This window comes from Streptomyces sp. NPDC052225 (genome assembly GCF_040679615.1).
Classification (GTDB): Bacteria; Actinomycetota; Actinomycetes; order Streptomycetales; family Streptomycetaceae; genus Streptomyces.
The window spans coordinates 87,232-103,359 of sequence record NZ_JBFAVD010000008.1 but is presented as its reverse complement, the minus strand read 5'-3'; the positions used below and the strand labels follow the sequence as shown (position 1 = coordinate 103,359).

General features: G+C 68.1%; 9 protein-coding genes and 4 pseudogenes. 7 read left to right on the top strand and 6 right to left on the bottom strand.

The genetic code is table 11. From position 1 onward, the window contains the following. Positions 1-250: 250 nt before the first annotated feature. Positions 251-547 (top strand): annotated as a pseudogene (locus AB0L37_RS14785) (DNA/RNA helicase domain-containing protein); the annotation flags it as partial. A 539-nt stretch (positions 548-1,086) separates the two neighbouring features. Here AB0L37_RS14785 and AB0L37_RS14780 read toward each other — a convergent pair. Continuing rightward, positions 1,087-2,318: pseudogene (locus tag AB0L37_RS14780) on the bottom strand (helicase-related protein); the annotation flags it as partial. Continuing rightward, a pseudogene (locus AB0L37_RS14775) lies at positions 2,318-2,560 on the bottom strand (NERD domain-containing protein); the annotation flags it as partial. The pseudogenes AB0L37_RS14775 and AB0L37_RS14780, both read right to left, overlap by 1 nt. A 633-nt stretch (positions 2,561-3,193) precedes the next feature. Between AB0L37_RS14775 and AB0L37_RS14770 the strand changes: the two are divergent. The 6 genes from AB0L37_RS14770 (at position 3,194) to AB0L37_RS14745 (ending at position 11,948) form a co-directional block, all read left to right on the top strand. Further along, entirely contained in the window at positions 3,194-3,769 is a 576-nt protein-coding gene (locus AB0L37_RS14770) for a restriction endonuclease (RefSeq protein WP_365504410.1), read from the top strand. Between the two features lie 64 nt (positions 3,770-3,833). After that, a complete protein-coding gene (locus AB0L37_RS14765) occupies positions 3,834-4,232 on the top strand; it encodes a hypothetical protein (RefSeq protein ID WP_365504408.1) in 399 nt (132 codons plus the stop codon). A gap of 20 nt (positions 4,233-4,252) precedes the next feature. After that, on the top strand, positions 4,253-7,918 hold the full coding sequence (locus tag AB0L37_RS14760) for an AAA domain-containing protein (protein ID WP_365504406.1): 3,666 nt from the start codon (positions 4,253-4,255) through the stop codon (positions 7,916-7,918). 171 nt (positions 7,919-8,089) lie between these two features. Beyond that, positions 8,090-8,926, top strand: a complete 837-nt coding sequence (locus AB0L37_RS14755) for a vWA domain-containing protein (protein WP_365504404.1) — start codon at positions 8,090-8,092, stop codon at positions 8,924-8,926. Positions 8,927-8,943: 17 nt separating this feature from the next. Beyond that, positions 8,944-9,771, top strand: coding sequence for a hypothetical protein (locus AB0L37_RS14750; protein WP_365504402.1), 828 nt, complete (start codon positions 8,944-8,946; stop codon positions 9,769-9,771). 2 nt (positions 9,772-9,773) lie between these two features. Further along, on the top strand, positions 9,774-11,948 hold the full coding sequence (locus AB0L37_RS14745; RefSeq protein ID WP_365504400.1) for a hypothetical protein: 2,175 nt from the start codon (positions 9,774-9,776) through the stop codon (positions 11,946-11,948). Between the two features lie 343 nt (positions 11,949-12,291). Here AB0L37_RS14745 and AB0L37_RS14740 read toward each other — a convergent pair. The 4 genes and pseudogenes from AB0L37_RS14740 to AB0L37_RS14725 all read right to left on the bottom strand — a co-directional run. Continuing rightward, positions 12,292-12,573: pseudogene (locus AB0L37_RS14740) on the bottom strand (TetR/AcrR family transcriptional regulator); the annotation flags it as partial. A gap of 522 nt (positions 12,574-13,095) precedes the next feature. Then, positions 13,096-14,121 carry a LacI family DNA-binding transcriptional regulator gene (locus AB0L37_RS14735; RefSeq protein WP_365504398.1) on the bottom strand — a complete coding sequence of 342 codons (1,026 nt, stop codon included), beginning with the start codon at positions 14,119-14,121 and terminating at the stop codon, positions 13,096-13,098. A 78-nt stretch (positions 14,122-14,199) separates the two neighbouring features. Then, entirely contained in the window at positions 14,200-15,033 is an 834-nt protein-coding gene (locus AB0L37_RS14730; protein ID WP_365504396.1) for an ATP-binding cassette domain-containing protein, read from the bottom strand. Then, on the bottom strand, positions 15,030-16,025 hold the full coding sequence (locus AB0L37_RS14725; RefSeq protein ID WP_365504394.1) for an ABC transporter permease: 996 nt from the start codon (positions 16,023-16,025) through the stop codon (positions 15,030-15,032). Before AB0L37_RS14725 ends, AB0L37_RS14730 begins: the two co-directional genes overlap by 4 nt. Between the last annotated feature and the right edge of the window lie 103 nt (positions 16,026-16,128).

Here is a 16,128-nt window from a genome sequence, read left to right as displayed (position 1 = left end):
GCGCAAGCTTGATGACGACCAAGACCCGGAACCCTTCGAGCTGTACTACACGGACATTGCAGCCCCGTATGGAGGTTTTTCTGCAGTCCAAGTCGGACGCCGGGTTGAATACTCGGATGAGCGCAGGTGTGTGCTGGGACTGGACCGACAACACAGGTACGGCATTGGTCGTTGCACCGGAGAAGGGTTGGGTCCGGCCATGGAATGCCGATGACGGCCACCGCACCCCCGGAGTGCGAAGCGTAGATTCTGGGCCACGGATCCCGGCGGCTTCGGCCAGACAGGCGGTGTCCACACAGCAGAGGGCCTCGAGTATGAGTGGGGCGGAGTCATCATGGGGGCTAATCTCACCTGGGCCGGAGACGCTTGGGTCGTGGATCGTGCGCATGTGCGCAACAAGGCTCGTCGGATTTCCTCAGACAAAGATCTGCTGAAGCGGATCGCTCTTTGCCGACCTCGGGATTCCGAAGCTGTGACTGAAGTGTCCGGTCCTTTCTTCGGACCTGCTCAGTGCTCCGTGAACGGGCCCTTGCGCGTCCGCTGGTAGGTGCACTGCCAAGAACGGAATGCCCAATACCGAGAAGGAAAGTTCGGTGCAGAGGCCGTCGGCGGCGACGTGCACACCGGTTTGTTCGGTGAAGTGTGGCTTATCGCCAGCGGAGTCAACTGTCAGGTCCCCGGGGCGATGAGCGGCATGGAGTGGCCCGACGCCCACGCCAAGCCATCTGTGCCCACAGACGACCCCACTGCAGGCCCGAACCAGATTTTCGGCCGTGAGGAGGTCGATCCGGCGCGGCGCCAGAGGTCCGCAGACTCGGCGAGGAGACGCTGCCCGCGCTTCCGCCCGCCTACGACGACTGCGACAACGTCGACCACCGGCTGTTCGTCGCGCCGGGGAGGACCAGCAGGCCTCCACCCTCGAACTCGCCCATGCGGAACGGACCTCCCGGACCGGCACCCATCCGGCTGCTGTCGTCGAGGATGCAGCTAGGTCGGGCTTCGCACAGGAGTAGTTCTTGCGGGCTTCGCAAGCCGAAGGCCCGGTGGGCATGGCAGAGATGGCGCCATGGCGGAACTTACGCGCTGTCAGGAGCGGCATTCACATCCCCACTCGAGCCGTACCGGCTCTCGCGCCGTGGTCGCTGCCCCGTAGAAGTCCGCGAGACGTTCGGCCAGTTTGGCCGTGGTCACGCGCGGTGGGAGGGCAGCCGAGAACTTCAGGCCGCGGACGGTTCGCGGGTCGATGGTGGGCAGTGTGAGGGGGTGGGCGAGTTCGGCGCGGGCGGATTTCCCGTCGGCAGGGGAGAGGTCCTGGCGCGGGCGGAGATGGGTGTCGGAGGGCCGCTGGCCGGGGTCGGCGAGGTTGCCGAGGGAAGCGGCGAGGGTGGCGTTGGCGCGGTAGCCGGGCCAGGTCCACCAGCGGGTGGCGTCGGCGTCGCAGACCACGAGAGTGCCGGCCGGGTGAACCTCGTGAAGGGCATGATCGGTGCGCAACTCGGCGAGGGCAGTGGTGGCGCGGTGGGTGAGCCGGACGTTGGATTCGGTGCCGAGGAGGACGTCGCGCATGGCGCGGGTGAGGGTGAGCGACAGACCGCGCGCCTCGCTGCCTTGCAATTTGGCGACACCGTCGTCGTCGACGGGTTCGACGAATGCACGGCGCCGGGCCCGGTCGATAAAGGTGACTTGCCAGCTGCGCCCAGCGAGCAGGAGACGACGCGGGCCAGGGCGTTCCTCGGTGAGCACTATGGGATCGGTGGGGCCGATCTCGGTGAGCCCGGCGAGGACGGTGAACTCGGACGGCGCGGTGAGAGAAGCGGTGAGGTCCATGAAGTGGCGGCGGCCGAAGTGCTTCTCGGCCTCGGGGCCGATGAAGAGCATGCCGTCGTCGCTGTCCAGTCGACCAGGTGCTTCAGGCGCGGGGCGGCCGACCGGTCAAAGGATGCAAGGCCGTTCTACTGCGTGGGCCAGAGCCGGTCGCCGATGTGGTGCTCCTGCAGGGTGAGGGCGAGCAGCTGCTGGGCGGCGAGGTGACGGGGCGACGGTGGCGGGGTTGACGGGCTCGCCCCAGCCCTTGGCCCAGGGGGTGAGCAGCCGGTCGGCCTGCAGCAACGACTCGGTACTGGTGGCGAGGAAGAGACAGTTGCGGTAGGAGTCGGCGCGGCGGCCGATCCGCTGCTGGAACAAGGCGACGGTGCCGGGGAGTCGATCTGGATGACTCGGTCGAGGTCGCCGACGTCGATGCCGAGCTCCAGGGTGGAAGTGGGCACGATGACGCAGTCGCGGGCCTCGGCGAACGCCTGCTCGGAGCGGGCCCGTTCACCCAGCTGTTGCCGCCGCTGCTCACCGACCCGCGCCAGTTCTTCAGACCAGGAACGCACCTACCGGTGTGGTGATCATGAGGTCGATCTCGCTGAGGTGCCCACTATTTGCGGTGAAGGTGAAGTTCGACCAGGCGCGCCAAGGCTCCCTCGTTCGGCAGGAGCCTGCGAATCGCCTCAAGGCCGCGGCGCTCATGCCTGAACTCGGACTCGGTGACCTTCGTCAACCGGCCATCCTCCATGCGGCTCCTGCCCCGTGTCAGCTCATGTGCGTGTGTGCCGGTCGCATTCCTGCTGGTGCAGCTCAGGCAGCCTGGCTGAAATTGCCTGGAAGAAATCCAGGACGGTGACACTGACACCAGGTGGCCCAGGAGCGGCAGTGGCCCTACAAAGTAGGCCAGGGGGACAGCGCGGGACGGCGCAGGTGAGGGGCGTGGGCGAGTGACTGGAACTCGGGCCCTGCAGTTCGTCCGAAGACGCACTGGTCGAGACACGCGGCTCTCCGATACATATGAAGGCTTGAGCGGGGGATCGGGGGATTCAGTGCTGCTTGTCATGGGATTACTGGGCATAGGCGGATGTGTGCTGGTGTCCCGTTGCGGTGGACCGACGCAGTACCACCGGCCGTGCCGCCGCAGACGCAGAGGGCTGTTCGCGCGTTGCCAGGATCACGGCTTCACCCTTGTCACGGTCACCGACCTGGCGGGACTCGCGCTGTTCGGTCTGGCCTTTGGAGTGTGGACGCTCTTCGGGGCAGCCGGCTGATGCGGCGCAGTCGTAGCCAAGGAGGGTGGGCCGCGATTCCCTGGTGGGCGTGGGGGCTCGGAGGCCTGGCAGGGCTCATCGGGCTGTGGCAGGTGGGCAGGGAGTGGCCGGTGTGGGCCGGGCTCGGGCTGGCTTCCACAGCTGTCGGGCTGGCGCTGCATCCGGGGCGAGCGACCTTCATGACGCGGGTCGGCCGCTCGGCGCTTGCCGCAGGGCCCATGCGCTATTCGCTGGCACATCTCGATTCCCTGGACCCCACGGCGTTCGAACTGGCGGTCTGCTCCCTGCTGCGCAGGGACGGCCTGGCCGCGCAGCATGTCGGCCGAGCCGGAGACAAGGGAGCGGACGTACTGGTCGTCGACGGGGCCCTACGACGGGTGGTCGTGCAGTGCAAGCGGCTGCGACCGGACCGAAAGGTCGGCGACCAGGACGTCCAGCGGGTCAACGGAACCTACCGCCACGACCATGGTGCTGAATTTGCTGTGATCGTCACCACCGGAGGGTTCACGACAGCGGCCAGAGCCAGTGGCCCGCGCTACGGGATCCATCTGGTCGACCGTGACGCGCTGGAGCGGTGGGCCGACTTGGGCGAGCCGTTGTACGGGATTCTCCGGATTCCCGATGGGCGGGCACGGAGCGGGAAACGAGGACCCGGATCTTGGCGTGCAAGAAAGTCGCTAGGGTGACATTGCGTTGGCGCACATCCCAACTGGCCTTATATGTGGGCGAGTTGATGACACGAGGGGGAGTATGACCGGCCAGATCGAGTCCGTACGGATTCAGGTGTCCGGGGCGGACCCGCGTCACGCGGAACTGGAGGCGCGAGAACTCCGCGACGTTCTGCGCCGGTTGGACGACACCGAGGTGCGCTTCGCCCCACCGGAAGCAACACACGATACGGAGGGCTCGAAGGGACCCGCGCTGCTGACCCCGGAGGTCGTGCTCGTTCTCACGGGAGGATCTTTCACGCTGGCCGGGACCGCCATCAAGGCATGGGTCGCCGTCCGCAAGAGCCGCAAGGTGCGCGTCCTGCACCCGGACGGCACGGTCACGGAGTTCCAGGGCGGCGTCTCCGGACGTGAGATCAGGAAGCTGCGGGACGGTGGCAGCAACGGCAGTTCGGGCCCCGGTCCCGGAGTCGGGCGGTGAGCCGAAAGCATGCCCTGCTCGTGGGCACCGCCACCCACCAGGATGCGAGCTACCCCGCCCTGCCTTCGGTGCGCGCGGACATCCACTTCCTGGGCCAGGTTCTGGAGATGCCCGCCGTCGGAGGGTACGAGAAGTGCTCCCGGGTCGAGGACTCGCCCAAAGCAGCGATCAAGCAGGCCATCGAGGGCTTCCTGAGCGCGCGGGAACCCGATGAACTGGTGGTGGTCTACCTCAGCGGCCACGGGGCGTACGACCGCGAGGACGGACAACTGTACTTCGTCACCACGGACACCGAGGCCGGGCGGGAACGGGAGACGGCCCTCGAAGCAGCCTTTGTCATCGACCAGTTGGAGAAGTGCGCGGCCCGCCGCAAGGTGCTGCTGCTCGACTGCTGTTTCAGCGGCAGCGCGGTGCAGGGCTTTCGCAGCAAGGGAGCACCCCAGCCGGCCGCCGAACCGAAGGTCGAAGCCAGCGGAGTGCACGTCATCACCGCCTCCCAGCACTGGGAAAAGGCGTTCACCACGGACGCCGACCAGCCTTCACAGTTCACTCGGGCGATCGTCGAGGGTCTGCATTCGGGACAAGCGGACCTGCACGGCGAAGGCCTGATCTCTGCGAACGACCTGTTCCGTTACATCAGCCGGGAGCTGCGGAAGGCGCCGGACGGCCGTCGGCAGACGCCGACCCAGTCCACCCTGTCCGTGACCGGGGACATCTTTCTCGCCCGCGCTTCCACCGGCCGCCAGATCCCCGCGCTCAAGCCACTGCCCGCCGGGCTCACCGCAGTGACCAATACCGCGGGGGACAAGTCACCGGCACCGGTCGAGCCCACCGAAGCGGCACACGACGACTCCACCTTCACCGACGTCGAATGGGCCCAACTGCTGGCCTACTACCAGCAATGCCTGGAGGCGGAGAACCGCACCGGCGGACTGTTGCCACTGGCGGGCAGTGACCCGCCGCGCACGGTCTGGCCGGCCGGGGAGGAAGTCCTTCTCTCCGGCACGGAATCCAGTGTGCAGGCACCACAACGCGTCGTGGACCTCGCCGAGCAGGCGCAGAAGGACGGCTCCGACCTCTGGTACGGGTATCCCGTCGCCGTACTGTACGACGGCACGCGACAGGTGTGCGCACCGCTCGCCATGCGCCGCATCGATGTCGAACCCGGACCGCAGGGGCGCAGCGTCGTCACGCCTTCCGGACCGATCGTCCTGCACCCCGAACTCGTCCTGAACCGCCTCGGCAAGGACGAAGGGCGGGAACTGCTCGCCGCCTACCAGCCCAACTGGCGGCCGGGATTCCGCGAGGACATGATCCGCGACCTGCGCAGCCTGCTGCAGGAACTCGGGCTGCCCGACACCGAACACCTCGATCCCGGGGCCCTCGGCGACGGCAGCTCGCTGCGCGCGGCACACGAGGGCGCCCGCAACGTGGCGGTCGTCTACGCGACCCGGTCGGACAGCGCGGCTACAGCGCAGCTGATGAAGGACTACACAACGCTGCAGCGGAGCATCGGGCAGTTCCCGGACACGGCACTCGGAGCGTTCACCGCCCAGGGCGAAACGGATCCGAGCGCCGAAGCGGACGTACAGATCGTCGCGCCACTGGAACTCAACGAAGGACAGGAAGCCGTCATCCGGGCCGCCATGGTCCGCAGGCTCACGGTCGCCACCGGACCACCCGGCACAGGCAAGAGCCAGCTCATCGTCAACACGGTCGCCACCGCCAGAGCGGCCGGAGAGACCGTGCTCGTCGCCTCCACCAACAACAAGGCGGTGGACGAGGTCTGGGAGAGGTGCGAGCAACTCGCCCCGGGGCTTCTCGTGCGGACAGGCGCGCAGTCGGTTGTCGAGAAGGAGGTGCGCACACTGGAGGAGCTCACCCGCAGCGTCCGGCCCCGGCAGTCCTCCCAGACGTACCGGGGCGAACTGCGGAACCATCTCCGCACGCAGGAGTCGCTGCGGCACCGGCTCGCGGAGATCGCCCGCCGGGAGCGGGACCTCGCCGACCTCGGCCGGCTGCGTTCCGCCTACGCGGAGAAGCACCACCAGGACCCCCTGATTTGCGCCACCGCGCTGGGCGACGACGTCTCCCTGGGACGGTGGCTGCGCCGGGCTCGCAGGGCCGCCCGTCTCGGAATCCTCGGGGGATGGCTGCGCGGCCGGTGTGTGCGCAGGCTCGACCCTGTGCCGATCCAGGTCGTGGACCGCCAGGACTTCGTCGAACTGCTGATGTTCGCCGAAGCGGAAGCCGACTGGCGGCGGATGCGCACCGCAGCCGAAGCGGCGCCCGACGACGCACAACTCCACGCCACGCTCCAGGATGCCGACCGGCGAGTCCGTGAGGCCGCGACAGCATTGCTGCAGTCCTCGGTGGCGGAGCAGGCGTTGACCGCGCGCGCTGCCGTCCACGAGCGCATCGAGGCGGTGCGGGCACGTTCGCCGAGGCAGTGGTCGACCTTGGACCGCATCCTGCCGCAGGTCTCGGGGTGGGCCGTCACCGCGCGGTCCGCACGGCGGTTCCGGGACCGGGCCGCCCTCTTCGACCTGGTCATCGTGGACGAAGCCAGTCAGTGCTCCGCACCGGATGTGCTGCCACTGCTCTTCCGCGCCCGGCGTGCCCTGGTGATCGGCGACCCCATGCAGCTGCAGCACATCACCACACTGCAGCCACGCCAGGAGGCTGAGGCACACCGGAGAACAGGACTGCGGGCCAGCTGGCTCGACGAGCACCGGCTCGAGCACCGCCGCTACTCCTCCTTCCATGCGGCTGCCCATGCGGCAGGGGAGACGCTGCTGCTCGACGAGCACTTCCGCTGCCACCCGGACATCGTCGGCATCGCGAACCGACACTGCTACGGCGGCCGATTGACCGTCCTTACCGACCCCCGGTCGCTCCGGCGCATCGATGGAGTCGACGCCGTGCAGTGGCTCGACGTGAAAGGAACGGTGCGCAGGGGCCACAGCGGGTCGTGGCAGAACCAGGAGGAGGCCGACCGCGTTCATCTCTCGGTGGAGCGCCTGCTCAAGAGACTTCCGCCCGGTTCGACCGTAGGCGTCGTCACTCCCTTCCGGGCCCAGAAGGACCTGATCGCCGGCCGCTGGCAGCACGAACCACGGGTCAGGGTCGGGACGGTGCACACCTTCCAGGGAGGACAGCAGGATGTGATCCTCCTGTCCCTTGTTGCGTCCGACCGGATGCGTCCGAGCGCCGTCAACTGGCTCTCCCGCGAGGTCAACCTCTGGAATGTGGCCATCACCCGGGCTCGTTCACATCTCATCGTGTTCGGCGACCGCGACTTCTGGTCTGTCCGGTCCGGCATGCCGCACGCACTTCTCGACGCGGCAGAGGCCAAGGACGGGCTCCCTCCGCTCGGAGTTCGCCCGGAGCACGCCGACGAAAACGTCGGCGACCGGCTGCAGTACCTGTTGACGGACGAGATTCCGGGAGTCCTGATCGACCGGAATGCCACGGTGGACGGCTATCCCTACGACTTTGACGTCCGCCGCAGCTCAAAGAGCGTTCGGATCCGGCTCGACCACGGTGCGTCCCCCGGTGCAGAGGCCGCACGTCACCTGAGACTCGCACTCGGCCGAACGGCCTTGCTGCCCAACGGTGTTCGGATCCCTGCCTGGCAGGTGTGGGACGGACGGACGGAACGGGTGGTGGGCCGATTCGACAACTGACATGCGCAGGGAGGAGCGCGAAGCGCGATACGACTGCGACAGCCGAAGCCTGTCCCTATCATCGAACCGGGGGATCTCGGTGTCCCGGCCGCACGCCGGAGACCACTGCGTCGGCATGCCGTACGAGCTTCTCCGACGACCGGTTTCCTCGTATTCCGCCAGGAGTTCACCGTGCCGTACACGGCAGAGATCAGCCGCTCCAACCCGACGAGCATCGTCTTCCTCGTCGACCAGTCGACCTCCATGAGCGATCCCATCGGTGGTGAAGTACCGCAGCAGAAGGCAGATGTTGTCGCTGACGCCATCAACCGCCTGCTCACCGAACTCTCCGTCAAGTGCGCGAAGGAAGAGGGCGTACGCGACTACTTCCACGTCGCGGTCATCGGCTACGGCGCCACCGTGGGCTCGGCGCTCGCGGGGCCGCTCGAAGGACGGGACCTTGTCCCCCTGAGCGAGGTGGCGGACAACCCGGCCCGCATCGACGAGCGGAGCAAGAAGGTTCCCGACGGTGCTGGCGGCCTGGTGGAGACCGCCGTCAACTTCCCTCTGTGGATGGATCCGGTCGCTCACGGCGGGACCCCGATGAACCGTGCGTTGCAGTACGCGGAGGGACTCGTCGCCGGCTGGACAGAGCGGTATCCGGCCGGATTCCCGCCCATCGTCATCAACCTGACGGACGGCGAGTCGACAGACGGCGACCCCACCGCGGCCGCTGATGCAGTCACATCCCACGCCACAGCAGACGGAGCGGCGCTGCTGTTCAATCTGCATGTGTCCGCGGCAGGCGGCACACCGACCGCGTTCCCCGACTCGGCGGACACCCTTCCGGACAGCTACGCCCGGACCCTGTTCAACATGTCCAGCCCGCTGCCGAGCCACATGCGCTCGTACGCGGCCTCGCAGGGGCAGCGGGTCAGTGAGACCACTCGCGGTTTCGTCTACAACGCCGACATCACAACGGTCGTCCAGTTCCTCGACATCGGTACCCGGGCCACCGAACTGCGGTGACGACCTCCACTTCCTGCGTGTACGTCACGCACCTGGTGGCCCCCAAGAAGGGAAGCACGGCAGCGGAATGTGAGGATGCCGTCGCCGTGCTGCCCGGGCATCCGCACGATCACATGCTGCGGGAGCCATTCGCGGCAGGCGTCTGCGACGGAGCCACAGAAAGCGCACTGGCCAAGGATTGGGCCAGGCTGCTGTCCCGCGCGGCGGTCGAACACGCCATGGCGCTGCCGGACGCGCTGACGGATGGAACCGTCTTCGAGCAGTTCGCAGCGTCCGTGGTGGCCGGGTGGGAACCCTGGCTGGCCGACTACACACTGGCTCGCCAATCAGAAGGGCGTCCACTGAAGTGGTACGAGCACACCAAGCTCGCTGAGGGTGCCTACGCAACGCTGCTCGCGGTGCGCGTCGACCCGGAGAGCAGTGCCGATGGCGGCGAAGCGGAACCGTCCTGGCAGTGGCGCGCCGCTGCGCTGGGCGACAGCTGCCTGTTCCACCTGCGCGACGACCAGCTGATACGGACATTCCCGGTGTCGGCCGTCGAGGAATTCGGCACCACTCCCGATCTCTTCGGCAGCCGCAACCGTGACGCCGCGCTCCTTTCCGACCGTACGAGATTCACCGAAGGGAACTGTCGCCCGGGAGACCGACTGCTCCTGATGACGGATGCCCTGTCCGCTTGGCTCATGTCGGCCTCGGACCAGGCCGACGCCGTCGGCCAGCTCCTTGAGTACGCCGGTCCCGATGACCTGGACGATTTCAACAACTGGTTGAACGGACTACGGGACAGTCGGCAGTTGCGCAACGACGATGTGGCATTCGTACGGATCGATTTCGAGGGACGGTGAACATGGGCCCGGCCACCGGTTCGCAGCGCCGGTTCCCCAGCGGCGCCGAGTACGCGGAAGCTCTGCAGCACACCCAGCTGTGCTTCCATCATCCGGAACTCAAGGGCGCCCGGCCCGAGTTGACCGGACTCGGCCTGCCGCGCCCCATCTCCGGCGCCTTCGCCAGTGTCTTCTCCCTGACCTCGCCCTCATCGGGCCGCCGGTACGCGGTCAAGTGCTTCACTCGTCACGTCCCGGACCAGGAACGCCGGTACGAGGCCATCAGTTCCCGACTCGCCATGCTCGATCCGGCGGAGCTCTCCCAGCCGTGGAACCTCGGCTTTGAGTACCTTCCCGACGCCATCAGCGTCGGGCGGGAACGCTACCCGGTTCTCAAGATGGAGTGGGCCGAGGCCGTCACCCTGTCCTCCTGGCTCGACGACAACCATGCGGACCGGGTCGCCGTCGATCGCCTGGCTGACCGGTTCGAGGAACTGACCCGGGACCTGGCCAACCACCAGATCGCCCACGGCGATCTGCAGCACGGCAACCTGCTCGTGGCGAGCGACGACACCTTGCGGCTGGTCGACTACGACGGCATGTACGTCCCGGCGCTGGCCGGCCTGGGAGGGACCGAGCGAGGGCACCGGAACTATCAGTCGCCCCTGCGGGGGAACGACGACTTCGGAGTGGATCTTGACCGGTTCTCCGCCTGGGTCATCTTCCTCTCGTTGAAGGCGATCGCCTCCGAACCGGCCCTGTGGTCCCGGTTGCACGAACCCAGCGGCGAGTTCCTCCTGCTTACCGAGGACGATTTCACGAGCCCGGCCGGGTCCGCACGACTGCAGACACTGCTCACGCATCCCGACCGCATGGTGAGCGGACTCGCCGACCAGGTGCAGACCCTGGCGTGCCAGCCCCTGGACATGGTGCCGCCGCTCACCCTGGCCGTGCCCAGGCAGCGCCCGGCCGTAACGGTGATCACGGACAGCACTGCCCCGAACGGGGCCCCGGGCGAGGGCGGTCTGCCCGGCTGGATGGCGGGACACATCGCCTCGGCGGCGTCGCCGACGCAGCCCGCGTCCTCGGTGGACCTACCCGGCGGATTCCACGTCAGGACGCCTCTGGATGTCGTCGTGGCCGTCGTCTGGCCTCTGATGCTGGCCGTGACCCTGCTGGCACTTGTGATGGGCCTCTCCACAGCCCCCTTAGGTCCAGCAGTCCCAATGATCGCCGCCGCCGCGTTCTCAGTGTTCGGGCAGGCCCGCCGCCCGGAGCGGGCCCAGGCACGGGCCGTACTCTCCGGGCTCACGGCAGAACTGGCGCAGCTCGATGACCCGGTCAAGGCCGAGGGGAAGCTGCGCAAGGAGCGGGCGAAGTTCGACGCCGCAGAGACAAAGCGCGCCGCGGACCACCCACATGCACAGAGCAGGCTCACCGCGAGCTACCACGGCGAGCTCCAACAGATCGAGAAGCGCCGGGTCCGTAAGCGGCAGGAGCTGGACAAGAAGATCGCTGGGCTTTCGGAGGAGCGAGGGAAGGCACTGAGAACGGCGCTTGCCGCCCGGCAGTCTGCTTACGTGCGGGAGCGTCTCGGGCGACGGCTGATCGCCCAGAATCCGCCGCACGGCATCGGACCGAAACTTGCCGCGCGGCTGGCGGCTGCGGGAGTCCGTACCGCAGCCGACTTCACCGGATACCGAGCCGTGCGGAACGCGCACTACAACAGCGTCGGCGCCGAACTGGTGCTGAGCAATGGCCGCCGTATAGACGTTCAGGGCATCGGCGAGGCCAAGGCCATGGCGCTCGATGCCTGGCGCAGGCAGCTGGTCGCCGCTGCTGAAGCCAGTCAGCCCGCTGCGCTCACCGCACAGGAACGACAGTCGATCGACCAGGGCATCGAGGTTCGGCGCGTCCGCCTCGCCGCCGAACTCCGCTCCGTGGACGCGGCAGCTGAAGCCTCACGGACAAAGGCGCAGAAGGAGATGGAGGACGGCCAGGCGCGGCTCACTCGGGAAAACACTCTGGCCGGAAATCGGGCCAGCCGACAGCGGCAGGAATTCAGTCGGCGCGCGGTCGCGCTCCAGCAGAACAGTGCGCGTCATGCGGCGCTGAGCTCTGCTGCCGAGACTGCAGAGGCACACTGGCGCAGGCTGTCCTTTGTGCGCTACCTGAGGTTCCTCTACATCGGTCGCTGAACCGCGCACCGGGAATACGCCCGCAGCCACGGTGGATGTCGTACTTTCTGCGGTCGAAGATGGGCATCGCTCTGGCGGTGGGCTCAGACCATGGAGGAGTCCACGTCGGTGTTCGCTAGGAGCCGGGGGGTGTCGATGTCGAAGTCGATTTCCTGACTCGGTCGGTGGACGATGCCGTGGGCCCGGACCGCGTGGCTGTCGCTGTTGAAGCGCAGTTGGTGATGACTTCGCAGACCGGGCAGGCTCTGCCCAGTCGTGCAGCGGCCTCGGTGGAAGACGGTCGGCCGCGGCATCTGTACCGCATGGGAGGAAGCAGTCCCGGCCTGCACGGTAACTCCAAGCGTCAGCGCATGCCCGCCGCGTGAAGCAGGCTGGTCACTGTGTGAGCGACGAGCCCGGTCTGCGTATCGGCCTTGATTCCGGCCGGGGCGCTGGCACCGTTGAAGACCAGGATCAGCTGACGGGCCAGCAAGTCCGGGTCGCACACCCCGCCCTGCTCGGCCTCGGCGCGGAAGAAGGTGGTCAGGTTCTCCTTGACCTGCTGGGCCCTCGGCTCGCGGTGTGCCGGCTCCTTGAGTTGGAAGTCGGGTGCGCCCGACTGTGTCTCCGCCTGTGCGAAGACGTACGGCCATGCGGACGCCGTTCGGGTAGGCGCGAGTACGGCGGCTGCCTCCAGCAGGCGCTCTCGCGACCAGGCATTGCTTCGGGGGTTATTGGGCGAGGTTGACTCGATTCCGGTGTGATGGAAACAGATCGGTTTACTCGCTGGGTGAGCATGGGCTCGCCGTCCGAGGGTTCCAGGGCCCGATTCGGCATCAAGAACGCCGTGAGCACCGCACCGACCACGAAGATCGCGGCGCCCTAGGCGAGGGTCGCCGTGCAGCTCTCGACTCCGGCCTGGGTCATGGCCGGCGCGCCGGGCTTGTGCGAGGACAGGCAGTCGGTCGCGGCCGATGAGGCGACGATGGTCAGCAGTACCGACTGATCGAACCACCCACCTGCTGGCTGGTGTTGATCAGCGCGGAGGCGACGCTCGTGCCCTCGTGGTGCACGCTGGCGGTCGCGCCGTGGAACGTGGTGGTTATGTCAGGCCCGCCCAGTCTCATCGCGGCCCGCTCACGTTACTGCGAGGTCAAGGCGCCGGCGATCAGGACGACGCCCGCACCGGCTGCTCGCCCGAGCCGCGCACGATCAGCCGCGTCGCCACCGTGGTGGTGCGCGCACGGGTGCGGTCGCCGTCCAGGCGGGCCAGGGCCGTCCTCGCTGCCGCTCTGCCGATCTCCTCGGGGTCCTGGGCGACGACGGTCAGGGCCGGTTCGAGGGCGTCGGCGAGGGAGACGTCGTCGAAGGCGACCACCGCCACGTGCTTGCGCTTGCTGCGGGCGAGTTCGGCGACGATGCCCAGCGCCATGATGTTGTTGCCGGCGAACAGCGCCGTGGGCGGATCGGCCAGGCCGAGCAGGCGGGCGGCCTCCGCCGCGGCGCCCTGCTGGTCGTGGGCGTTGGCGACGAGCGTGCGGTCGTACGGGATGTCGGCTTCCTGGAGGGCCGAGCGGTAGCCGGCCAGACGCTCCCGGCGCGTGTAGAGCTTGGTGGGCAGGTCGCCGATGAACGCGATCCGCCGGTGGCCGTGGGCGATCAGGTGGGTGACGCCGTCGTGGGCGCCCGAGCGGTTGGAGCTGACGACGTTGTCGGTGGCCAGCCCGGAACCGGGGCGGTCGATGAAGACGATGGGCAGGCCCGTGGAGCGGTGGGTCTTGAGGTGGGCGTGGCCGGCGCCGACGGACGGGACGACCATCAGGATGCTGACGCGGCGGGCCAGGAACTTGTCCGTCAGCGCGCGCTCGCGGTCGGGGTCGTCCGCCGACGAGCCCATGAGGAGCGTCAGGCCGCGCTCGCTGACCGTGTCCTCGATGCTGCGGGCGACGGCTCCGAAGAACGGGTTGGCGAGGTCGGGGATGACCAGGCCGATCGTGGTGTCGGGTCCGCCGACACGGATGTTGCGGGCCATCAGGTTCGGCTGGAAGCCGAGCTTGGTGACGGCGGCGAGCACCTGTTCCCTGGTCTGCGGCGAGGCGGGGCCGTCCTCGTTGAGGACACGGGAGACGGTCTTGGCGCTGACGCCCACTTCTTTGGCGACGTCTGCCAGGGTCGGGCGGCGGTTCGCTGCCATGGAGGAGAGGGCCCCCTTGCTCGTCGGTTCCGGCCGCGGCGGACGCGGCCGGAACCTGTGAGTGTCTTGGTCGTGTGGTCAGTTGGACCGGACCCCCGCGGCTTTCGCCGCCTCGGAGTCCGCCACGACAGTATCCCCGGTGGCGTCCAGGGTGAGCGCCCCGGTCATGATGGCGACGACCTCGGCCATGGTGTGGTCGGACGGCTTGATCACCGCTGCGCGCCGGCCGAGCCGGTGGACGTGGATCCGGTCGGCTATCTCGAAGACGTGCGGCATGTTGTGGCTGATGAGGACCACGGGCATGCCCTTGTCGCGGACGCGGCGGATCAGGTCGAGCACCTGTCCCGACTCCTTGACGCCGAGGGCCGCTGTGGGTTCGTCCATGACGACGACGGAGCGCGCCCAGGCGACGGAACGGGCGACGGCCACGGCCTGGCGCTGGCCCCCCGAGAGGGTCTCGACCGCCTGCGTGAGCGAACGCAGACCGATCTTGAGGTCGGCCATGTGCTCGGCGGCCTCCTCGCGCATGCGCTTCTTGTCGAGCATGCGCAGGACGGTGCCGAGGACGCCGGGGCGGCGCAGTTCGCGGCCGAGGAACATGTTCGACGCGATGTCCATGGAGGAGGCCACGGCGAGGTCCTGGTAGACGGTCTCGATGCCGTGGGCGCGGGCGCTCTGCGGACCGGAGAACTGGATCGGTTCGCCGTTGAGGCGTATCTCGCCCTCGTCCGGGACCAGCGCGCCGGTGAGGGCCTTGATCAGGCTGGTCTTGCCGGCCCCGTTGTCGCCGATGACCGCCAGGACCTCGCCGGGCAGCAGATCGAAGTCGGCGCCGTCGATGGCGGTGACGTGACCGTAGCGCTTGACCAGACCGCGGGCCTGGAGAACGGGGGTGGGGGTGCTGGTGGTCATCGGGCCCTCTTCCGGGAGATCTGGTCGACGGTCACGGCGAGGATCACCAGGACTCCGGTGATCAGCGTCTGGTAGATGGAGGCGACCCCCATCAACTGGAGCCCGTTGCGGAAGACGCCGACGATGAGGACGCCGATGAACGTGCCCAGGACGGAACCGCGTCCGCCGAACAGGCTGGTGCCGCCGAGGACCACGGCCGTGATGCTGTCGAGGTTGTCCGTCTGGCCGGCCTGCGGGTCGCCGACCCCGGTACGGGAGACGAGCAGCAGGGCGGCGATGCCGTACATGAGGCCCGCGACGGCGTAGATGCCGATGGTGAGGCGCGAGGTGCGGATGCCGTTGAGGCGGGCGGCCTCCTGGCTGTTGCCGAGCGCGTAGACGTGCCGGCCCCAGCCGGTGCTGCTCAGCGTGTAGGCGAGGAGGAGGAACAGGGCGATGGTGACCAGCGAGCCGTACGTGATGTCGGTGTGCCCGAGGGGGAACGTCCGCCCGAGGGCCGTCAGCGGCCCGGGCAGGCTCGTGATCGTCTGCTCCTCGGAGTAGATGTGCGTCAGCGCGAACGCCACGTTCAGCATGCCGAGCGTGACGATGAACGGCGGCAGCGGGATCTTCTGCACCAACAGCCCGTTGAGCAGCCCGAATCCGGCGCAGACGGCGAGGCCGAGCGCGATGGCGACGAGCGGCGGCAGTGTCCCCTCGGCGGCCGTCTTCGCGATCACGATGCTGCCGAACGCCATCACCGCACCGCATGACAGGTCGATGCCCGCGGTGAGGATGATCAGGGTCTGGCCGATGGCGAGGGTGCCCACGACCATGACCTGCTGCACGATCAGCGAGAAGTTGCCGCCCGTGAGGAACTGGTCGCTCGACACGGAGAAGAAGAGGCAGGCGAGGAGGAGAGCGACCAGGGGTCCTGCGGTCGGCGCCGTGAGCAGTCTGCGGGCCGTGGTCGGCGCCTTCAGATCGGCGTACGGCGTGGTGGTGGCTGTCATGCGAAGTCCTTGTCGGAAGACAGAAGTTGTACGTGTCCGTCCGCGCCGGCGGACGAGGAGGTGCGGCCGACAGATGAGGAGGTGGGGTGCCTGATCCGCCGGT